The 19,711-nt window shown below is 65.8% G+C and carries 19 protein-coding genes, 1 tRNA gene and 1 pseudogene; 2 read left to right on the forward strand and 19 right to left on the reverse strand.

All coding sequences use genetic code 11. The annotated features are described in order from the left end of the window. Window positions 1-7: 7 nt before the first annotated feature. The 6 genes from NCW75_14695 to NCW75_14720 all read right to left on the reverse strand — a co-directional run bounded on the left by NCW75_14695 (window position 8) and on the right by NCW75_14720 (window position 6,254). Window positions 8-703 (reverse strand): hypothetical protein, encoded by a 696-nt coding sequence (locus NCW75_14695; GenBank protein UYV12530.1) that lies wholly within the window; start codon window positions 701-703, stop codon window positions 8-10. Continuing rightward, the gene (locus NCW75_14700; GenBank protein UYV12531.1) at window positions 700-1,005 is read right to left on the reverse strand and encodes an autorepressor SdpR family transcription factor; all 306 of its coding nucleotides are present in this window, start codon (window positions 1,003-1,005) and stop codon (window positions 700-702) included. Before NCW75_14700 ends, NCW75_14695 begins: the two co-directional genes overlap by 4 nt. Before the next feature lie 76 nt (window positions 1,006-1,081). After that, complete coding sequence (locus NCW75_14705; protein ID UYV12532.1) at window positions 1,082-1,513, reverse strand: PGPGW domain-containing protein; 432 nt, start codon at window positions 1,511-1,513, stop codon at window positions 1,082-1,084. Between the two features lie 69 nt (window positions 1,514-1,582). Continuing rightward, entirely contained in the window at window positions 1,583-3,760 is a 2,178-nt protein-coding gene (locus NCW75_14710) for a hypothetical protein (GenBank protein ID UYV12533.1), read from the reverse strand. 42 nt (window positions 3,761-3,802) lie between these two features. After that, window positions 3,803-5,977: a hypothetical protein gene (locus NCW75_14715; protein UYV12534.1), complete on the reverse strand. Its 2,175-nt coding sequence runs from the start codon at window positions 5,975-5,977 to the stop codon at window positions 3,803-3,805. A 190-nt stretch (window positions 5,978-6,167) separates the two neighbouring features. Further along, window positions 6,168-6,254, reverse strand: a tRNA-Ser gene (locus NCW75_14720). 142 nt (window positions 6,255-6,396) lie between these two features. Here NCW75_14720 and NCW75_14725 point away from each other — a divergent pair. Both NCW75_14725 and NCW75_14730 read left to right on the forward strand, forming a co-directional pair. Next, a complete protein-coding gene (locus tag NCW75_14725) occupies window positions 6,397-6,813 on the forward strand; it encodes a response regulator (protein ID UYV12535.1) in 417 nt (138 codons plus the stop codon). Further along, window positions 6,810-8,378 (forward strand): HD domain-containing protein, encoded by a 1,569-nt coding sequence (locus tag NCW75_14730; protein ID UYV12536.1) that lies wholly within the window; start codon window positions 6,810-6,812, stop codon window positions 8,376-8,378. Before NCW75_14725 ends, NCW75_14730 begins: the two co-directional genes overlap by 4 nt. A 12-nt stretch (window positions 8,379-8,390) precedes the next feature. Here NCW75_14730 and NCW75_14735 read toward each other — a convergent pair whose 3' ends face one another. From NCW75_14735 to NCW75_14795, 13 genes and pseudogenes are all read right to left on the reverse strand, one after another. Next, complete coding sequence (locus NCW75_14735; protein UYV12537.1) at window positions 8,391-9,671, reverse strand: hypothetical protein; 1,281 nt, start codon at window positions 9,669-9,671, stop codon at window positions 8,391-8,393. After that, window positions 9,668-10,297, reverse strand: a complete 630-nt coding sequence (locus NCW75_14740) for a hypothetical protein (protein UYV12538.1) — start codon at window positions 10,295-10,297, stop codon at window positions 9,668-9,670. The genes NCW75_14735 and NCW75_14740 overlap by 4 nt, the downstream gene beginning before the upstream one ends. Window positions 10,298-10,299: 2 nt before the next feature. Beyond that, window positions 10,300-11,247, reverse strand: coding sequence for a prepilin-type N-terminal cleavage/methylation domain-containing protein (locus tag NCW75_14745; protein UYV12539.1), 948 nt, complete (start codon window positions 11,245-11,247; stop codon window positions 10,300-10,302). Next, complete coding sequence (locus tag NCW75_14750) at window positions 11,244-11,741, reverse strand: prepilin-type N-terminal cleavage/methylation domain-containing protein (protein UYV12540.1); 498 nt, start codon at window positions 11,739-11,741, stop codon at window positions 11,244-11,246. Before NCW75_14750 ends, NCW75_14745 begins: the two co-directional genes overlap by 4 nt. Window positions 11,742-12,081: 340 nt before the next feature. Next, window positions 12,082-12,174 (reverse strand): annotated as a pseudogene (locus NCW75_14755) (prepilin-type N-terminal cleavage/methylation domain-containing protein). Between the two features lie 147 nt (window positions 12,175-12,321). Further along, window positions 12,322-12,867: a hypothetical protein gene (locus NCW75_14760; GenBank protein UYV12541.1), complete on the reverse strand. Its 546-nt coding sequence runs from the start codon at window positions 12,865-12,867 to the stop codon at window positions 12,322-12,324. 8 nt (window positions 12,868-12,875) lie between these two features. Continuing rightward, entirely contained in the window at window positions 12,876-13,481 is a 606-nt protein-coding gene (locus tag NCW75_14765) for a hypothetical protein (protein UYV12542.1), read from the reverse strand. Further along, window positions 13,478-14,029: a hypothetical protein gene (locus NCW75_14770; GenBank protein ID UYV12543.1), complete on the reverse strand. Its 552-nt coding sequence runs from the start codon at window positions 14,027-14,029 to the stop codon at window positions 13,478-13,480. Before NCW75_14770 ends, NCW75_14765 begins: the two co-directional genes overlap by 4 nt. Next, the gene (locus tag NCW75_14775) at window positions 14,026-14,904 is read right to left on the reverse strand and encodes a hypothetical protein (GenBank protein ID UYV12544.1); all 879 of its coding nucleotides are present in this window, start codon (window positions 14,902-14,904) and stop codon (window positions 14,026-14,028) included. Before NCW75_14775 ends, NCW75_14770 begins: the two co-directional genes overlap by 4 nt. 12 nt (window positions 14,905-14,916) lie before the next feature. Next, window positions 14,917-16,125 carry a type II secretion system F family protein gene (locus tag NCW75_14780; GenBank protein UYV12545.1) on the reverse strand — a complete coding sequence of 403 codons (1,209 nt, stop codon included), beginning with the start codon at window positions 16,123-16,125 and terminating at the stop codon, window positions 14,917-14,919. Then, window positions 16,122-17,903, reverse strand: coding sequence for a Flp pilus assembly complex ATPase component TadA (gene tadA / locus NCW75_14785; GenBank protein ID UYV12546.1), 1,782 nt, complete (start codon window positions 17,901-17,903; stop codon window positions 16,122-16,124). The genes NCW75_14780 and tadA overlap by 4 nt, the downstream gene beginning before the upstream one ends. Continuing rightward, window positions 17,900-18,235 (reverse strand): STAS domain-containing protein, encoded by a 336-nt coding sequence (locus tag NCW75_14790; GenBank protein UYV12547.1) that lies wholly within the window; start codon window positions 18,233-18,235, stop codon window positions 17,900-17,902. Before NCW75_14790 ends, tadA begins: the two co-directional genes overlap by 4 nt. Window positions 18,236-18,250: 15 nt before the next feature. Next, the gene (locus NCW75_14795) at window positions 18,251-19,687 is read right to left on the reverse strand and encodes a cell wall metabolism sensor histidine kinase WalK (protein UYV12548.1); all 1,437 of its coding nucleotides are present in this window, start codon (window positions 19,685-19,687) and stop codon (window positions 18,251-18,253) included. Window positions 19,688-19,711: the final 24 nt, after the last annotated feature.

The following is a 19,711-nucleotide window of genomic DNA, read 5'->3' on the forward strand; positions in this document are numbered from 1 at the left end:
CTCCGCTTCAGTTGCCGGGGTGGGTGGTCGCCATGGCGGCCGTGTTGTTCTTGGGTTGGGTTGCGATGCGTTCGGGTAGCGTCAGCTTACGTACGACCACGGCGATCATGGCCGACACCATCGTGGCCAGCGTGAGGGCCTTCTGGATCTCGTCGGGGGCGAGCATCGCGATGCCAATGAGCGCGAGCCCGGCCAGCACGAAGGCCCAGCCCACGAAGCGTTGCACGCGCTGCGTACGCACCGGATCGCACTTCGAGGCCGAGAGTGGCGTCAGGATCTTGGGTAGCCGGTTCCCGCTGATGATGAAGAACACACCAAGCATCGCGGCGCCCAGGTCGTCGGCCAATGGATCGCCGATGAATTCCCATTTCTCAATGAGCTTCAGGCCGAGGGTGCTGGCCAAGTACCAGCCAGCCAGCGCGAGCGAGTACGCCAGGTCGCCCGAGCGGCAGGAGCACGCTCGCGGTGCCAGACGACGCAAGAGCAGGATTGCGCCGCCGGCGACGGGCACGAAGCCCATCACGATCAGCAGGAACCACGCGCCCCTGGTCGTCTCGCTCATAAGGACGAAGCCCAGCACGATGTTGGTAATGGCCGCCGCAAGAGCGGCGACAATGGCTCCATTGGCTCGGTGGGCCTTGGGTGTGGCGTCTTCGGGCGGATGGCCGAACGGATTCCGATGTTGGTCGTGGTGCTCATTCATTGCGGATTTACCCCTTCTTGGGACTTGGGCTCCTCGCGTTCGATCCCGAGCCCGACCGCGCCGGCGAAGCCCATGAGGGCGTCCTCGAGCACGGACATCTTCAGGCGGTACGTGATGGTGCGGCCGGTCTTGTCGGCCTCGATCAGGTCGGCCTCGCGCAGCACCGTGAAGTGGGCCGACATCGTGGGCTTGGAGACCTCGAAGTGTTGAGCGAGGTCGCCGGCGGTCATCGGGCCGGCACGCAACAGCTGGAGCACGCGGCGGCGGGTGGGATCGGAGAGTGCCTTGAACACGGCGTTCATGTTTGATATTTAGCCAATTATCAAAGTGTTGTCAAGGCCATTTGTGCTGGAGGGGCAAAAATAATTCGTTATTGGGCTAAATATTCGGGATTCGGGACGGCTCAATCAGGAGCGGCTCGCGATGACGCCGGCGGCGAAGCCAGTTCACCGGGCGGTGGACCCATCGCCTGCGGATGAGCCACCGCTCGAAGGCGTACTTGCGAGGGAAGTCGAGCAGCACGACGCCGGCGAAGATGGTCAGCAGCCCCTGGCCGGGCAGGACCAGCATGGCGATGCCGCCAAGGACGAGGGCGACACCGAGCACGTTCTTGGCGATGAGGATGGCCAGCCGCACCGCGGGGTTCCGCTTGGCCCATCGGCTCGGCGGCCGGGTCTCGTGGGCGAAGTAGTCCATCGGGATGCGGACGATCAACGCCGGCATCAAGAGCAGGCTGGCCACGAAGACGACGACCGAGGCGACGCCCAGGATCCAGAAGACCTGCTGATTCTCGGCAATCCAATCGGGCACCCAAAAGAGTAGCGGCGGCGCGAGGTTGCCCCCGGCCGCCGCTCGCTATGGACCTGCATCGAGTGACGATCAGCGATCGACCGTGAACTCGACCTCGTCGAGACCCAGGCGGCCGATGGACGAACCGTCGCCCTGGGCGAACTCGAAGCGGATGGCGGTGACGTCGGCCAGGTCCAGCCCGCTGTTCTGGGCGAGGAAGTCGCTCAGGCGGATGCGGATGGTGCCGTACTCGTTTTGCCAGCCGGTGCCCGACCCGGCGCCGGTGCGCTGGTAGGGCTCGGACGCGCCGGCCTCGTACGCGCCGGTGTGAATGGTGCTGCGGTCGCCATCGCCGTCGACGAGCGTGACGTTGAACGTCAGCGCTCCGAGTTCGGCGATGGTGTTGGGGTGGCGTGTGCCCTGGCACGTGCGGAAGCTGAGGTGGTCGTACCCCGAGACATCCCCGAGCGGCGGCAACACCTCGAACTCGATGGACGCCGGGCTGTTGAAGTCGAACACCAGACCGGACGACCGGTCGCTGGAAAGGAACGCGTAGTTCATGCCATTGGAGGGCTCGGTGCCCGTCCACGTCAGGGTGCCGTTGGCGTCGTTCTGGCGCACCTCTGCGGCGTTGCTGACACCGAGGGTGACGCTGCCGCCCGAACTGCTCTGGCTCACGCTGGGGTTGCTCTGGAAGTCGTCAATCACGCGGCTGTCCGCGTCGATGGTGCTGGGGCGGTACATGTGCACGAGCGTGGTGGTGTCGATCACGCCCAGGGGCTTGAAGCTGTCCCACGCGCGGGTGACGTAATCGATGGCGTCGCCGTTGCCCTCGCCGTAGTGCTTGATGAGCGCGGTCCAGGTTGCCTTGGCGATCTGCTGGGCCTCGGTGCGACCGATCTCCGTGGAGACCGGGCCCCGGAAATTGCGGAAGCCACAGCAATTGAAAACGTTGTGATCGGCGCCATGCACGTAGGTCGAGTGCTTGTTGCCGTCGGCGCGGTCGTAGTTGCGGAAGGGGATGGTCTGCCCGCCGAAGCTGCTCGGGCTGCCGCTGATATCACCGTCGGCCGAGCCCCAGATCATGTGGAAGTTGATGTCGCCTGGGTCGGCCTCGAAGCCGCTGCCGCCGCTGCTGTTGGCTGCGATGGAGCTGACCAGCACCATGTCATCGGCGCTGTAATTGGCTGGGGTGAACGAGCCTTCGGACAAACGCTCCGAGCCGATGTTGCACTCGCGGCCGCCCAGGCTGTGGCCGATCCACACGATGCGTGAGCTGTCGATGAGCCCGTTCAGCACGCCGCCCGCGATGGTGGCCTGCTCGCCGATGAGCGCGTCGGTGTGGCGCAGCGGGCGGTTGCCCGTGCCGCTGAAATCATTCTGCACGCTGATGCTCACCCAGCCCCAGCTGCTGAGCTGGTCTTGCAGGTAGTCGTACCAGCGATAATCGTGGCCGCCGCCGTGGACGATGACCACGATCGGCAGCGGCCCTTCGGTCGCCAACTCGGCCGGGTAGTTCAGCCGGAGCACGCCCTGCGAGCTACTGCTGTCGACCATGACCGGCGTGAGCGGGCCCATCTCCGAGATGTTGGTGAACACGCTGAAGCCGTTAGCGTCGGCGGGTCGCAACGCGAGCCCGTCGATGAAGTCGCCATCGCCGAGTTGGCCGTCCTGGTCGAGGTCGACCACCAGGTCGTACCCGGTCGACACGTTCAGCCCGTCGGCCGACGCGAGCGTCTCGCTGTCGGTGAGCGCCACCTCGGCGCCTTCGATCGAGAGGGCGCTGAACGTGTGGGCCTGGGGCATGCCGCGCACGTCGGTCAGCGAGGGGTCGCCGGTCCACTCGGTATTCGTCTTGCTGGCGACGATGTAGATGTCGCCGGTCGCACCCCGGATCGATGGGAAGCGGTCCGGGTCGATCGCCAGGTACGCGGTGTCGCCCGAATTGAACGCGCGGGTGGCCTCGAAGAACGGGTACTCGCCCAGCGGCACGCCGGCCATCTGGAGCGAGATTGGGTCGTCCGGGCACCCGCGGACGAAGTCGTTCTGGAACTCAAGGAAATCGAACACGGTCAGAGCGCCGTCGCCGTCGAAATCGGCGGCCAGGTCGCCCGCACTGAACAGGTTCTGGAACTCAAGGAAGTCAAAAACGGTCAGCTCGCCGTCCCCGTCGAGGTCGGCGCGGCAGGTGGCCTGGGCCATCGCCGTGCCCGCCAGGGCGAGCAAGCCGGCGGCGGCCAATGCGAATCCGGTCGTTTTCATGGGCATTTCGGTATCCTCCGATTGTGCATCTCTCGATTCGTGTCTGGCTTACGGGTCGACGGTGAACTCGATCTCGTCCAGGCCCAGGCGGCCGATGGTCGAGCCATTGCCCTGGGCGAAATCGAACCGGATGGCGGCCACGTCGGTCAGGTCGACACCGGTGTTCTGGGCCAGGAAGTCGCTCAGGCGGACGCGGATGGTGTTGTACTCGTTCTGCCAGCCCGCGCCAGAGCCGACGCCGGTGCGCTGGTAGGGCTCGGTCGCGCCGGCCGAATACTCACCGATGTGGATGGTGCTGGTCGTGCCGGCGCCGTCGACGAGCGACACGTTGAAGGTCACCGGCGCGAGCTCGGCGATCGTGTTGGGGTGGCGCGTGCCCTGGCACACGCGGAAGCTCAGGTGGTCGTAGCCCAGCAGGTTGCCCAGGCTGGGGAGCACCTCGAATTCGATGAACGCCGAGCTGTCGTAGTCGAACACCAGACCGCGAGACGTGTCGCTCGGGTGCCAGGCGTAGGTCATGCCATTGGCCGGGTCGGTGGGGGTCCAGCTGAAGCTGCTGTCGGCGTCGCGCTGGCGCACCTCGACGGTGTTGGACGTGTTGAGCGTCACCGAGCCGCCCGAGCTGCTCTGGCTCACGCTGGGGTTGGTCTGGAAGTCCTCGATCACGCGGCTGTCCTGCGCGACCGGGTCGGGGCGGTACATGTGGGCGAGGGTTGTGGCCTGCGACACGCCGGAGGGCTTGAAGCCGTCCCACGCACGGGTGAGATAATCGATGGCGTCGCCGTTGCCCTCGCCGTAGTGCTTGATGAGCGAGAGCCAGATCGTCTTGGCGATGCGCTGCGCCTCGGGGCGACCGATCTCGGTGCCGGGGGGGCCCGTGAAGTTGCGGAAGCCGCAGCAGTTGAACACGTTGTGGTCGGCACCCTGGATGTAGGTCGAATGCTTGTAGCCAAAGGCACGGTCGTAGTGGCGGAAGGCCGTTGTCTGCGAGCCGGGCGCGCCGCTGCGATCGCCATCGGCCGAGCCCCAGATCATGTGGAAGGTCAGCGGTCCGGGATCGGCTACGAGCGAGCCGAAGTCGCCCACGCTGTTGGCACCGATCGAACTCACCAGCGTGATGTCGTCGATCGTGTAGTTGCTGGGCGTGAACAGCCCGCGGTACAGCCGCTCGGCACCGATCACAACCTCACGCCCGCCCAGGCTGTGGCCGATCCACACGATGCGTGAGGTGTCGATGAGGCCGTCGAGCACGCCGCCGGCGATGCTGCCCTGCTCGGCGATCAGTGCTTGTGTTTGCAGCAGCGGGCTGTTGCCCGTGCCGCCGAAGTCGTTGCGGATGCTGATGCTCACCCAGCCCCAGCTCGAGAGGTGATCCTGGAGGTAGTCGTACCAGCGATAGTCGTGGCCTCCGCCATGCACGATCACGACCACCGGCAGCGGGCCCTCGCTGGCCAATTCTGACGGATAATTCAGGCGGATCGAGCCGCGCGAGGTGCTGGTGTCGATCATCGTGGGCGTCAGCGGGCCCATCTGCGTCATGTCGGTAAAGACGCTGAAGCCATTGGCGTCTGCCGGCAGCAGGCCCAGCCCGTCGATGAAGTCACCCTCGCCCAATTCGCCATCGCCGTCGAGGTCGACAACGAGGTCGTAGCCGCTCGAGATATCAAGGCCGCTGGCCGACGCGAGCGTCTCGCTGCCCGTGAGTGCGACCTCGGCGCCATCGATCGACAGAGCGCTGAACGTGTGCGCCTGCGGCGTGCCGCGCACGTCGGTGAGCGACGGGTCGCTGGTCCACTGCGCTTCGGTCTTGCTGGCGACGATGTAGATGTCGCCCGATTCGCCGACGATGCCCGGGAAGCGGTCGGGATCGATGGCCAGGTACACCGTGTCGCCCGCGTTGAAGGCGCGCGTGGCCTCGAAGTGGGGATACCCATCCAGCGGCACGCCGGCCATGTGCAGGCCGATGGGCTCGACCGGGCAGCCCCGGACGAAGTCGTTCTGGAACTCCAGGAAGTCGAAGACCGTCAGGGCCCCGTCGCCATCAAAGTCGGCGGCCAGGTCGCCCGCGCTGAACAGGTTCTGGAATTCGAGGAAGTCAAAGACGGTGAGCTCCCCGTCGCCGTCGAGGTCGGCGCGGCAGGTGGCGTCGGGTCCGGCCATGGCGGTGCCGGCAAGGGCCAGCGTCATGGCGACAGCGGTACCGATCGAAAACGCGTTGCGCATCTCGGTTCTCTCCTCTTGGGTTATCGGGGCTAGAACGAGCCCACGAGTGCGGACGGGATCTCCAAAGCCAGGGTCAACCCAGACCCTCGCCTGGGTGCCGATCCGCACAAGATGGGGCCGGGGATGCCCGAAAGCGCACTCTTCTCGGAACTTCCCCCAGATTGGGGGGTCGATGAGCACGCTTTTGAAACGGTGCGGGTGGGATTCGAACCCACGGAACCCTAACGGGCTCATTGGTTTTCAAGACCAACGCCTTCAACCGCTCGGCCACCGCACCCGAGATCTCTGTTGCGACAAGCGTAGGTGCCCCGGATGGGCCCGAGAACCGCCAGGCCACGCGGCAAGCGCGGAACGAACCGTAAAGACGGGCTCCACCGCCGGTCTTCTTTGGTCGATAGCTACTGTGGAAGGGGCTGTCCGTGGACGACGCTGGTGCGACAAATCTACCGACCGTGCTGATCGCCGACGATGAGCACCACATCCGGTTCATGCTGGAGTGGAAGCTCAAGTCCGACGACGTGCACATCCTGACCGCCGCCGACGGGCGCACGGCCCTGTCACTCGCGCAGAAGCACAAACCAGCCCTGATCATCAGCGACTACCAGATGCCTTATATGGATGGCATCGGCCTGGTCAAGAGCCTGGCCCAGGATCCCGAGACCGCCGACATCCCAGTGATCCTCCTGACCGCCCTCGAGCACCGCATCAGCCGGGAAGACCTCGTCGAGACGAGCGTTGAGCACATCCTGCGCAAGCCGTTCCGGCCTTCGGAGTTGCTGGAACTCGCAGCCGACTATCTGAAGGCCTATCGCGAACGCCGGAGCGAAGCGGCATGAGCGAGCGTGCGGGTGAGGTCGATGGCCTGGTGAACGTGAGTTGGTCATCGTTGCACGGGTTTTCCGTCAACGAGAAGTGCCCGGCGTGGCTCGCGAAGTTGCTGGTCAGCTCCGAAGCCCAGGATCACATGGAACGCATCGCCAATGCGGGCCCGGGTGAGACCCAGAACGGCCAACTCGTTCCCGGGGTGCGGGTGGTGGCCTTCAGCCAGGGGAGCGACCCGACCTCTCGCCGCGAGTGCGACGTCGTGCTCGCGATAAGCCCCGAGGCATTCGTTCGCGCGGGCGTGCCGATCTGCACGAGCACGGAGCGCGCCGAAGCGACCTCCCCGGTATCAGCCGTCGAGGTCTTGCGTCTGGCCACGCTCGGGCAGTGGGCGTGGACGCGCGAGCAAGAGGTCATCCAAGGTCGGGACGAACTGATCGGCACGTTCAGCGAGCAGCTCTCCGAGTCGTACGAGCACATCAGCCTGCTGCTATTCGTGGGCCGATTCATGAACCACGTGACCAACCCGCTGACCGTGGTGCGCACGGTCGTGCAGGAAGTCCGCCGGACCATGAAGTACGGCTGGCTGGCGATGGTGATGCTCGAGGATCGTGGTGCCGCGCAGAGCATCGCCGGCTCGACCACGGTGATCGGCGAGCTGCCGTTCGCACAGTCTGCGCTCGAGCGGGCCTGCGATGAGTACTCCAAGGCGCATCCATCGGACGCCTGGACGCGCGTCGTCGATTCCAGCGACCAGATCATGGGCCCGCTGATCGACGTGGAGATGCTCATCGAGCCCATCACGCACCGTGGGCGCACCGTGGGCATGGTGCTGTGCGGCAATAAGGCTGGTCGCAAGAGCGCCATCGACAGTGTTGACATCCAGATCCTCGACGCCGTGGCCGACCTGCTGGGCGTGTTCCACGACAACCTCCGCCGCCACGAGGACCAGGTGGCCATGTTCCTGGGTACCGTCGGCTCGCTCACGGCGGCCATCGATGCCAAGGACGCGTACACGCGTGGTCATTCGGAGCGCGTCGCCTGGGGCGCGCGCGAGCTGGCGCGGGCGATCGGTCTCGACGAGGAAGCCGCCGAGCGAGCCCACCTGGCTGGCCTGCTGCACGACATCGGCAAGATCGGCGTGCCCGAGAGCGTGCTGACGAAGAAGGGCCGCCTGACCGAAGACGAGTTCGACATGATCAAGCGCCACCCGCGCATCGGTTTCGACATCCTGCGCGGCATCCCGAGCCTCGAAGACGTGTTGCCCGGCGTGCTGCACCACCACGAGCGGTGGGACGGCAAGGGCTACCCCACCGGGGCTACGGGCGAAGAGATCAGCCTGTTCGGGCGCATCCTGGCCGTCGCCGACGTGTTCGACGCGCTCAGCAGTGACCGTGCGTATCGCAAGGCCCTGCCGCGTGAAGAGGTGCTGGCCGAGATCCGGCGCAGCACGGGCACGCACTTCGACCCGCGCATGGCCCGGGCCTTCCTGGAGTTGGACTTCAGCGAGTTCGACCGCCTGCTCCGGCTCGGCGGCGGCGATGGCGATGGCACCGCAGCCCAGCGCCCCGCGGCCTGAGCCAGAGCGAATCTAGAACGGAACGCCCCAGGTGACAGTCGAGGGATCGATCGCCAGGCCGCCGTTGTCCTCGAAGAAGCCGTATGGCGGGAGCGTGGCGACGTTCGCGTCGTACTCGATGTTCACCGTGACGCCACCATACACGCGGGCATCGCCACCGATGATCATTGTGCCGCGGATGTTTTGTCTCGGCAGCGCAAAGTACGCGTTACCAGTCACGTACGACACGCCCTTTATAGCGCCCTCATAGGTGTCGTCGGCCGCCGCGTCCCACTCCATGCCCGATGGCGTGTGGGCGGGGTTCAGGTTGATGCCCAGCGTGACTTCGCTCGGGCCGGCGTTGGTGCCCATATAGCTCGTGTTGCCCTGGACAAGCAGGGATGGCATCCACGAGTACGCCGGCTCGATGAGCGTGTTGCGGCCGATGATCGTCGTGCCAGTGGAATTCAAGAGGACGAGGGTGCCAACGATCCGGATTTCCTCGACGATCAGGTTCCCGCCCGCGCAGTCGATGATGTAGATGCCAAACTCGTTGGTGCTGCCATATGGGTTGCTCGTCGGGCTGAGGAGGGCCTGCTTGAGTGCCGGCGTGCCCAGGGTTGTTGGGAGGCTGCCAACATTGATCCGTTCTCCGAGAGCAACATAGTAGTTAATGAGCGTGGGATCGGGCATCTGCCGGGCGTCCACCCCGGGGCTGGTGGTTCCCGCGTAGAGCGATCCGTTGATCTCTCCGACGCTCTCCACAGGCGCATTGATCGCGGCGCTGGTGGCGAACGCCTCGGTGATGGTGCCAACAACCTTGTCGGATGTAAAATTTGAGGCGGTGCTGAATCGCAGCTCACCCGCCACATACATTCCCGTGTCGAGCACGTCGTACGGCACCCCCGATGGCGGGAAGATGGCTTGCATGCCGTACCGGGCCGGCCCGTGCTCGGCCTTTGCCCGCACCACGATCGGCTCGTCGGTGTTCATGATCGCCGAGCCGTCCATCCGGCGGAGCGACCAGCCGAAGGTGCCGCCATCGAACGAGATCGAGGGCTCGGCCGCACCAAAAACGTCGCTCCTGGTTCCCCCGCCGTCCATGTGCGCGGCAAGGGCGCACATGGCGTGCTCCAATCCCGTGCTGGCCAGGTTTCGTGCGCGGGCGGCGTGGTCGGCCATCGAGGTCGTTCGTGCTCGGCTGGTGGTCATCGAGAGGGCCGCGAGGCCGGTCACCGTCACGATCGAGCCGGCGAGCAGTGCGACGAGGTATGCCGCCCCGCGGCGGGACCTTCCGATTCGCCCGGGCATCATTGGATCACCCCCGTGCGCTGCACGGAATTTGGAGGCCGCACGGTTCCCGTTTCTGGGGCTGCGTAGAGCGAGGCCCCGTCGGACAGTTGGATCGAGATAAGCGTCTGTATGATGTCCTGTCCATCGACTACTGGCACGCGCTCGACCGCCGTCGAATCGCCCCGCAACCCTTGTACAGAGACGGTTGTGCCGTCTGGGAGTTCGACGGTCGCCGTGACCCGGGTCATACGCAGGTCGAGCGATTGCGCATCGATTGTGTCGGTGCCACGTGCGGCCAGGACAATCTCCCACGCCCAGCCCGTTGGGGCGCACGCGCGGCCGTCGATAGTCATTGGCGGGGATTCACGGAAGCCGTCGAAGTCTTGTAGGTGATCGAAGTTGTTCAGCCGGGCCCCGCCCGTCGCGTTCGTGCTGTCGGTGCCGGCTGCGGGCAACGCCAGAGCCTCAGCCAGCAGCGTGTGTGCGAGCTTCTCGGCCTTGCGTCGCTGCGTTGCGGCACCGTTCGCACGGCTGGCAGTCATTGCGACGTTCATGGCGGCCACCATGGCCCCGCCGATGAGTAGCACGGCGAGGGTTGCTTCGACGATGGAGAATCCACGATGTGACAGAAGCCGATGATGACGCATGATCAGCTCCCCGGGTTGATCTCGGCGTAAACCACTATGGGTATGTCTTTTGTTGCGTTGATGCTCCACACGCCCACCGCATCGGTCGTAGCGATCCAGCCATCGGTGAGGTATTGCGGCGAAGGCTCCAACGCGATGTCGGCGGCGGAGGAGCCGCCTGCCCCTTGTGACACCACGATCGCGATGTAGTCTCCAGCCGAAAAAGTAGTGGTGTTGGTGAGATCGAATTCTGCTGCGGCCATCGTTGCGGGCAGGTGACTCGCCGGGCACGTGTCGCTTGCGAGTGCCGTGGCCTCGGGTCTCGCCGTGAGCATGTCAACACGGTGCAGCGATACGGTCACGTTGCCGCCGCCACCCTTGGCCATCGGGATCTGCACACGCGTTACTTGGAAAGTGCTTCCACCGGCAGGGAGAGCGGGTTGGATGATCGCCGCAACCCAAGAGGTCGTGGTCAGGGCGTGTGTTGTTCCGGTGCCGGTGTAGGCGCGATCGAAGATGCTCTCGTCAATTGGTGCGGGTGGTGCGGGAGTCGCGAACGTTGCCTGTCCCTGCACGCTGGCGACGAGATACTCAAGCGATAATGCATCGACGCCTTCGATGATCTCGACGGGCGTCGAGCCGTTCATGGAGTAGGTGATCGGATCGCCTGGTGTGCCCGACCACGCGTACCGGATTTGTTCGGGCGCGCCGTCGCCTGTGCGATCGGGTACCCAGAACGTGGTTGCGGTGGCCGTGCGCTCGGTGACCAACAGGGACAGTTGGATATCGGATGACATGTGCGCGAGCGCGTCGATGGCGCCGGACGACTGGATGCCATTGGCCGCCGATTGGAACGTGCGCCCGCTCAGGCCGATCGCGGCCACGGCCCCGCCCAGCACCGTGGCCGACATGGCCATCGCGACGAGTAACTCGACCAGCGATAAGCCGCGCCGTTGGTGTGGCATGCTCATGGCAACAAGCTCGCGGCTCCGGTGGAGCCATTGATGTCCAGCGTGCGCGTCGTACCCGCCCCGCCCAGCACGACGGTGCCGCCCCGGCTCGGCAGCCCGTACGCCGAGATGGTGTAGTCCTCGAAGCCCGAGAAGTTGGCCGAAACGATGGTGGCCCCGAGGGGATGCTCTTGCAGATCGAGCACGTGATCGACAGCCGCGTCTTTGCGCGACGGGAGATTCGTGAACGTCACATTGTGGGTTACAGGATCGAAGGTCACCGTGACCGCCGTCATGGTGGCACGGGCATGCACGGCGGCACGGTCCAAGTCGATGGTGAGCTGGTGGACAGCCGACTGCAAGCGATACCGGGCCACCGCGCTGCCGTATGCCGGCAGCGCGAGGCCCGCGATCGTTCCGATGATGACCAGGACGACGACCAGCTCGATGAGCGTGAAGCCGATTCGTCCCGAACCGCACCGATCAATAGCTGGTGTACAGCGTGCCCGTGTCATCGGTGACCGTGCCGGTGTTCGGAGTAATGGCTCCGGTAGTGTCGTTGTACAGCCAGGCGATACCCGCGGCATCGGCGGCGGCGACGCCGTTGTTGCCCTTCTGGGCGCCCACCTGAATGGTGGGTACCTCCTTCAGGTACGGGCCGTAGATGAAGACGCCGGTCTTGGTCGCGTTCAGGTTGCCGTCCACGTCCGAGTACTGGTTCACCAGGGCGTTGGCGAAGTCGCCGACCGCCGGGTAGTTGTTGTTGTGCTCGGCGTAATACAGCTCCAAGGCGCTACGCATGGTCGCCAGGTCGGATCGCATCTTCGACGACGTCGCGCCGGCCGCACCTCGGCTCATACGAGGTACCGCTACCGCAGCCAGAATGCCCAGGATCGCAATCACGATCACCAGTTCGATCAGGCTGAACCCAGCCCGGCGTGTACCCATCATCGCAAACATCGTGCTACCTCCGATCGCTGGCCTACCAGGCCGGATCACTTGCTTGCCAACCTCATCGACCGTTGCGATCCGCGAATCCACTCGATTGGGATCGGTTTGCCAACGCTCGCCCGCATAACCGTTCCAGAACGCACATTACGACCCACTCGCCTTCTGCTTGGGCAGAACCAGGCGCACGCTCTGGCCACCGGCTCGAAGCTCGGCCGATCGATCATCCACACTGATGAGCCGATAACCCGCGATCATCTGGCCGATACGCACGGGCTTGTTGTTGATCAGTGCGACGCCGATTTCTCCGCCGATCATGACAGCAGTGAGGTTGTGCTGCTGCAGGAATGCCTGCGGTGAAATCACGTCGGCGGGGCCGGTCTCGCGTCGCTCTGTTATCGAGAAAGGATCGGCTATCGTCGCTCTATCCCCATCACCTGCCGTGGCTTCGCCCAACTGCGCGTTCCACGTGTCGAGCACTTCACCCGATGCCAGGGATACTTCCATCGCGCCCGGCTGAGCGCTCGGGGCCTGGGTTGTCGTGGTGGTCGGTGCTATCGGCTGTTCGATGGGCGCAATCTGGCTCGCGTTCGCGCCCCGGGGTGGCCCCAGCAGCACCTGGTCGGCGGCCAGGATCAACCCTGCCGAACCCAGCGCACCCAGCAACAGCTTTCTTTCCTTGGTCAGTGCCATCGATTGGACTATCGAACCGACGGCGTGGCCGCTGGAGTACGTCCCGACGATTCTGATGCCGCGCTATCGGCTCGCGCGGCTTGCGGCGCATATACCGACAGCGACGCCTGGAACACCAACGCCTCGCGGGCCGAGGAATCTGGCATGATCGAAAAGCCATCAATGGCTGCACCGGGAAGCTCGTTCCGCAAATCGGCCATGAAACCGACAATGTCCGAGAACGAACCAGAGGTGTGGGTGACGATGCTGGTGCGCCCGAGCCCGTTGCGCGTGCCCTCGTCGCTCGAAAAGATGTTGTGGACCGCCAGCGAGTGATCGGTCGCCGCGTCGGTGAGCACATCCACGAGATCCGCGTCTGCGTCGGGGAGCCCTCCGATCGAAGCCCGGAGTGTCTCGCGTTCCACGCGGGCGGCTTCGATGTGTTGGGCGGTCGCGTTGGCCTCGTCGTTGGCCTTGTCGATGGCCTGGCGTTGGAGTTCGGCCTGGTGCTGCGCCCGCGCGGATGGTGCGTATCCGAGCGCGTAACCAACGCCCGCGAGGGCGAGAACGCCGACCGCACCGAGGATGTGCACGTGCAGCTGGGTCAACTGCGGGCGGCTTGGTTTCGTCGTCATGGCTGGCCTCCCGGAGCGATCACGCACTCGATGCTGAACGCGGTTCCCTCGCGCTCGGATTGCTGGGGTGAGATCACGTGGCGCACGCTCGAGAACAGGCCGGTGCCTTCGAGCCTGCCCGCCATAGCCGCCGGGCCTTGCTTCGAGTTGGCGACGCCTCCGATCGACAGCGACCATGAGGGTGGTTCGGTCGTGCCCGCTTGCACCACGATGGTCCGAAGTTGTGCGCGGCCACCGGCCTCGCGCGAAAGGACGGCGAGCAGGCCGTCCCACTGCGGCGAGGCCATCGCGAGCTCGTGCGCTCGCTTGGTCTGCTTGAGTGTTCGGACTTGTTCGCGCACGAGCGCGAGTTCCGATTTGTCAAGGTCGAGTTGCTCGCTGAGGCCAACGGGCATGGTCTGGGGTTGGGCTTGGGTCATGAAGGCGCCCAGCACGAGCCCTCCCACCAGCATCGCCAGCACGCAGAGCCCCATGGCCCACGCCGTGATCGCACGCCGGAGCTTCCAGGCCTCGAGCCGACCCTTTGGCAGCAGGTTCTGTCCGCTCATGCCAGGTCCTCCAAGAGCGCCAGCCCGATGGCGCCGGCAAGGGTCGGTTCGAGTGGTGCGCCACCGGCCATCAATGGCTGCGCCAACGCTTCGCCGTACCGCTGGCCCAGCATGTCCATGAGTACCGTGCTCTGGGCTGCATGGCCCAGCACGCTGATGGCCGCCGGCGCGTGCGATCGGCTGCGGTGCCGCGCGAACGCGATGCACGCGTCGATCTCGCTGCCAAGCCGCTGGGCCGCTTCGGCGTGATTGTCCCCGTTGATGCTGAGGCCCGATGGCTTACGCGAGTAGAGCAGCGTGCTGTGGTGCAGCACGACGATCGAGGCCCCCCACGAGTCGAGCCGCGCCCCAACACGCACCGTGGCGATCGTTGGCACGCCCGCCAGCACACGCCCCAGGGCCCGAGACGGATCATCCACGCCGGCGACGCGCAGGCCCGCGGCCTCAATCGCTTCGATCGCGTCGTCGGTAGCCTCGACGTCGCAGCCGACGGCCATGACCTGCATCCCCGGCCCGGGCGTGGGCAGGTCCCAGTACGACAACACGAATTGTCCCTCGTCGATCTTGTTGCGACGCGCGAACTCGGCCCGGGCGAGCTGGTCGATGGGAGCACCCGAGGATGCCGGCGGGAGCTCCATCGTGGCCGTCCGCAACGCCGTGTCGGGGGCGCCGATCACGCACGGCGCGGGCGCGAACCCCCGACGGAACAGCAGCGATTCGAGCGCGATCGCCTCTTCCAATTCGAGCGTGTCGCCCTCGGCCGTGCGCGCCATTGTGGCGTGGGCCAGCAGCGACCATCCCGACGCCACCAGGCGCACCTGGGCGGCGGTGATGGACTTGGGAGAGATGTCGATGCCGGTGCGGATAGCGCCCATGCCTGGTTCTCCTTATTGCCCGCCAGCCGAAGCCGTGAGGTCGAAGAGCGGCAAGAACATGCTTGTGGCGATGCCGCCCACGACGATGCCGAGCGTTACGAGTAGCAGCGGCTCGATGATGGCGCTCAGGGCCTTGAGGGTTGCCTCGTTCTCTTCCTCCAGGAAGTCGGCCACGTTGCCCAGCATCATGCCGATGCGCCCGGTCCGCTCACCCGTGCGCACACCCTCGCGGACGAGCCCGTGGAGCAGGTCGGCGTCCTCGAACACCGTGCTCATGGGCTGGCCGATCTCGACAGCGTCGTGGGCCTGTGTCAGCAGCGTCGCGTACTCGGGGCTGCGCATCGAACCTGCGCAGAGCGAGAGCACATCGAGCAGCGGCAGGTGGCTCTCGAGCAGCAGCGACACCATGCGGGCGAGCCTTGCGCTGGTGATCGACTGTGCAATCTCGCCCACCTTCGGCGCGCGGAGCAGGCCGCGTTCCATCGCCCTCACCGCCGCCGGCTGATGCAGTGCGAACCGCACGATGAACGCCGCGGGCACGACCCCCGCCAGCAACGCCCACCACCACTGCCGCAACATCGTGCTGAGCCACAAGAACATCTGCGTGCTGGGCGGGATGGGCGTGTCGAGAGTCTCGAACATCTCCTCGAAACGGGGGAAGACCATGACGAGCATCACAAGCACCACGATGAAGCCAATGCTGATGAGGATGGCGGGGTAGATCATCGCGCCAACGATCGCCCGGCGCATCGCCAGCTTCTGGCGCATGAGCGAGGCGATGCGTTCGAGCATGTCCCCCAATTTGCCGCTGCTCTCGCCCGCGGCCACCATCGCCCGGCAGACATCATCGAAGTAGCCCGGATGGGCGGCCATGGCCTCGGAGAGCGGGATGCCCGATTCGATCTCACCTCGCAAACGGTTGAGCACCTTCTGGAACTTCTCGTCGCGTGTCTGGGCCTCCATGGCTTCGACGCCCTCGGATAGCGGCGTGCCCGACGCGATGAGCACCGACATGTGCCGCATGAACTGCGAGATGTCGCCCAGCTTGCCCTTGGGTCCCTTGATGCGCTTTGGTCGTGTGCTTCCGGTGTCCTCGGCAATGTCGAGCACGATCACGCCGCCCTGGCGCAGCGTGTCGCGGGCCGCCTCCTCGGTGGCCGCTTCGAGCACGCCGTTCTTGGCTCCGCCCGCGGTGTCATAGCCCTTGAATCGCCACTTCATGCCGCGGCCTCCTTGGGCTCGGCCTGATCGAGGTCGTCATCGCTGCGCGTCACGCGCAGGGCTTCTTCCAGGCTGGTCGAGCCCCGCTTGGCCACCAGCACCGCTTCCTCGCGCAGCGAGAGTCCACCGCCCTTGTGGAACGTCTCGCGTAGTTCCATCGACGACGCGCCCGCGTGGACCAGCCGCCTGATAGCGGGGGTGACCTCCATTACCTCGTAGATGCCCAGGCGCCCCTGGAATCCGGTGTCGTGGCAGTGCTGGCAGCCAAGGCCGCGCCGGAACGGTGCGCGTTGCTCGTCGAGGATGCCCGCCTCGGCCAGCAGGTTGTCATCGGGGTAGTACCGCGTGGCGCAGTGCTGGCAGATGGTGCGCGCCAGGCGCTGGGCGATCACGCCGTTGATGGCACCACTGAGCAGGTAGGGCTCGATGCCCATGTCGAGCAAGCGCTCCACGGCACCCGGCGCGTCGTTGGTGTGCAGGGTGGCCAAAACCACATGCCCGGTGATGGCCGCCTGGGTCGCGACGCGCGCGGTGTCCTGGTCGCGGATCTCGCCGACCATGATCACGTCGGGGTCTTGCCGCAAGATGCTGCGCAGCGCTCGGGCGAAGCTCAAGCCTAGAGAGTCTTGCACCTGGATCTGGTTGATCAGATCGATCTGGTACTCGACGGGGTCTTCGACGGTCACGATGTTGCGCTCGGGGCTGCTGAGCAGTTCGAGTGCCGAGTACAGCGTGGTCGACTTGCCGCTGCCCGTGGGGCCGGTGACCAGCGACAGGCCGTACGGCTTGCGCAGCATGTTGGTGATGGTCAGCATCAGCTCCGGGCGGATGCCCAAATCGGCCAGGCTCGAGTTCAGGTTGTCGCGATCGAGGATGCGGACCACCAGCTTCTCGCCCAACAGCGTGGGGATGCTGGACACGCGAAGCGACACCTCGCGCCCCTCGGCCATGATGCGGATGCGGCCCTCCTGGGGCATGCGCTTCTCGGCGATGTCCAGCTTAGCCAGGATCTTCACGCGAGACGCGATGGCTGAGTGCATGCCCTGGGGCGGGCGCATGAGGTCTCGGAGGGTGCCGTCGATGCGATAGCGGATGCGCGTGCCCTTGTGGCTCGGCTCGATGTGGATGTCGCTGGCCCGATCTCGGATGGCGGTGAGCACCGCCATGTTGACCAGGTTCACGATCGGGCTGCCCGCGATGATCTTGGCGAGATCGCTCTCGCCTTCCTCCTCGTCCACCTTCTCGCTGTCGAAGACCTCGACGTCCGACTCGCGGAGCTGCGAGAGGAAGGCCGTCAGGTCGGCCTGGTTCTGGGCGTACTTGTCGATGAATTCGTCGATGTTCCCACGCAACGCCAGCACGGGCCGGATGCGGCAGTCGGTCATCGCGGTCAGCCGGTCGATCGTGGGCAACGACTGGGGCTCGGCCATCGCGACGGTCATCTCGTCGCGGATCTTGAACATGGGCATCACGCCCAGCTCGTGCGCGACGTCGGCGGAGATCAGCTTGAGGAGCTCGGGGTCGACAAGCCCGTGCCGCAGCACGCACGAGCGGAGGCCCAGGTGCTGGCCCAGCGTGTGGACCAGCGTGGCCGGCGAGATGATGCCCTCTTCGACGAGGATCTCGCCCAGCAGCGTGCCCTCGGCCTGCTGGCGGTCGAGCGCGACACCGAGCTGCTCCTCGGTGATCGCACCGCTCTGCAGCAGCACGTCACCGATTCGTGTCACGGGTGGTGGCACCGGCGGGGTCTCGGGGTTGTCGGCCTTGCCATCGCTCACAAGAAGCTCCTGGCGGCCGACACGCCGTCGGCATAGATGTCAAAGCGTCCGGCCAGGCCCGTCAGCTCCAGGCACTCACGCACCGTCTCGCTCAGGCCGCAGAGCTTGAGCACGCGACCGGCCGAGCTGAGTTCTTCGGTGGCGTCCAGCAACGCTTCGAGCGCCTTGCTATCCATAAAGGGAACGGCCGTCGCGTCGACAACACAGCGGCCCATCGACCGACGCGCGGCCTCGACGACCTTCGTGCGAAACACGGCCGAGTCCTGCTGTGCGATCGCGCCGTCGGGCCGGAGGAACGTCACGGCGCCACGCACTTGCTCGTCGATGCGCATCGTGCCGCTCCCTTCTCAGGCCACCAGGCGTCCGCTGGGCAGCGACAGCGTGAAAACGCTGCCCTTGCCCGGCTGGGAGTCGACGTCGATGACGCCCTCGTGGCACAACATGATCTCTTTGGCCAGCGTGAGGCCCAGCCCGGTCCCTTGCGTGCCCGACGCCCGCACATCGTCGGTGCGGTAGAAGCGCTCGAAGATACGCTGGCGGTCGGCCTCGGAGATGCCCACGCCCGTGTCGCGCACGCTCACGGTCAGGCCCTCGTCGCTCTGGTCGGCGCTGAGGGTGACCTGGCCACCCTCGGGTGTGTACTTGATGGCGTTGCCCAGCACGTTGTGGTAGGCCTGGAGCAGCTTGTCGCGGTCGCCCTTGATCACCGGCAGCTTGCCAGGCAGCGTGAACTTAAGCGTGACGCCCTTGGCCTTGGCCTGGGATTCGAACTCCTGCTTCAACTCCTCGAAGAGCTGGTCGAGCCGGGCCTCACCCTCCTGGATCGACAGCGCGCCAGCTTCCATCTCGCTCACGCTGAGCATGTCCGAGACCACGCGCTCGAGGCGGCGGACTTCCTGGTTGATGACATTCAGGCAGGTGCCGAGCATGGCCTCGTCGCAATCGTCACCCAGTGCGGTCTCGGCGTACAGACGCATGTTCGTCAACGGCGTGCGTAGCTCATGCGTGGCGTGGGCGATGAAGTTCGCACGCGCATCTTCGGCCGCGCGCAGTTGGGTGACGTCCTCGATGACCACGACGCTGCCGTCTCCCTCGCGCCCGCTTCGAACGGACAGGCGGAGGTGCGCTGTGGCCTCGCCGATCTCGCGGTCGACCTCGAGCGTGCCGCGGCGCAGGCTGGGAGTCTGGCCGGTCGTGTCGTCGAGCAGGGGGGCCATGTCAAGCAATTCGGTGACGGTCTTGCCGACCAGGGCGGCCCCGTCCAGACCAAGCAGCATGGCCGCTGCCGGGTTGGCGTAGCGGATGTCGAGCTTGGGCCCGACCACCAAGAGGCCCTGCCACAGCGCGGAGCACACTGAGAGGGCCAGCCGGGCATCGGCCGCGGATGCCCCGGTGCCCACGCTCGCGGGGTCGGTCGCGTCCTTGGATCCGCTCGTCAACCGGTCGAGCAAGGCATTCCAGGCCTTGGCCTCTCGCCCGAACTGGTCGGCCAGCACGAGTTCTTGGACCATGGCATTGGTGTTCTCGGACGCGATGACGGCCTCACGGAGTGCGGCCATCGAGAGCATGCGTTTGCGCACCCAGCGGAGAGCGAGTACCAAGCAAAGGCCGGCACCTGCCGGGACGGCACCCAGCGCGATCCACGTTTCGGGGGGAAGCGGCAGACCCAACGCATCGAGGAAGAGCCAGATAAAAGCTCCGATAACACCCGAGACGATGCCCACGGTGGCCAGGCCGAAGCCCAGGATCGTGCGTTCTCGGGGCTGTAGTAGCTTCCAGCCCATGGTCTAAACCCCTGCCAGGCCCCA

The sequence above is a fragment of the Phycisphaera sp. genome (assembly GCA_025916675.1).
Classification (GTDB): domain Bacteria; phylum Planctomycetota; class Phycisphaerae; order Phycisphaerales; family UBA1924; genus JAHCJI01.

What these genes read in the sequence shown, in the direction of transcription:
- NCW75_14695 (UYV12530.1), bottom strand. Translation starts at nt 703, where the DNA reads ATGAATGAGCACCACGACCAACATCGGAATCCGTTCGGCCATCCGCCC.
- NCW75_14700 (UYV12531.1), bottom strand. Translation starts at nt 1,005, where the DNA reads ATGAACGCCGTGTTCAAGGCACTCTCCGATCCCACCCGCCGCCGCGTG.
- NCW75_14710 (UYV12533.1), bottom strand. Translation starts at nt 3,760, where the DNA reads ATGCCCATGAAAACGACCGGATTCGCATTGGCCGCCGCCGGCTTGCTC.
- NCW75_14715 (UYV12534.1), bottom strand. Translation starts at nt 5,977, where the DNA reads ATGCGCAACGCGTTTTCGATCGGTACCGCTGTCGCCATGACGCTGGCC.
- NCW75_14730 (UYV12536.1), top strand. Translation starts at nt 6,810, where the DNA reads ATGAGCGAGCGTGCGGGTGAGGTCGATGGCCTGGTGAACGTGAGTTGG.
- NCW75_14735 (UYV12537.1), bottom strand. Translation starts at nt 9,671, where the DNA reads ATGATGCCCGGGCGAATCGGAAGGTCCCGCCGCGGGGCGGCATACCTC.
- NCW75_14740 (UYV12538.1), bottom strand. Translation starts at nt 10,297, where the DNA reads ATGCGTCATCATCGGCTTCTGTCACATCGTGGATTCTCCATCGTCGAA.
- NCW75_14745 (UYV12539.1), bottom strand. Translation starts at nt 11,247, where the DNA reads ATGAGCATGCCACACCAACGGCGCGGCTTATCGCTGGTCGAGTTACTC.
- NCW75_14750 (UYV12540.1), bottom strand. Translation starts at nt 11,741, where the DNA reads ATGACACGGGCACGCTGTACACCAGCTATTGATCGGTGCGGTTCGGGA.
- NCW75_14760 (UYV12541.1), bottom strand. Translation starts at nt 12,867, where the DNA reads ATGGCACTGACCAAGGAAAGAAAGCTGTTGCTGGGTGCGCTGGGTTCG.
- NCW75_14765 (UYV12542.1), bottom strand. Translation starts at nt 13,481, where the DNA reads ATGACGACGAAACCAAGCCGCCCGCAGTTGACCCAGCTGCACGTGCAC.
- NCW75_14770 (UYV12543.1), bottom strand. Translation starts at nt 14,029, where the DNA reads ATGAGCGGACAGAACCTGCTGCCAAAGGGTCGGCTCGAGGCCTGGAAG.
- NCW75_14775 (UYV12544.1), bottom strand. Translation starts at nt 14,904, where the DNA reads ATGGGCGCTATCCGCACCGGCATCGACATCTCTCCCAAGTCCATCACC.
- NCW75_14780 (UYV12545.1), bottom strand. Translation starts at nt 16,125, where the DNA reads ATGAAGTGGCGATTCAAGGGCTATGACACCGCGGGCGGAGCCAAGAAC.
- NCW75_14790 (UYV12547.1), bottom strand. Translation starts at nt 18,235, where the DNA reads ATGCGCATCGACGAGCAAGTGCGTGGCGCCGTGACGTTCCTCCGGCCC.
- NCW75_14795 (UYV12548.1), bottom strand. Translation starts at nt 19,687, where the DNA reads ATGGGCTGGAAGCTACTACAGCCCCGAGAACGCACGATCCTGGGCTTC.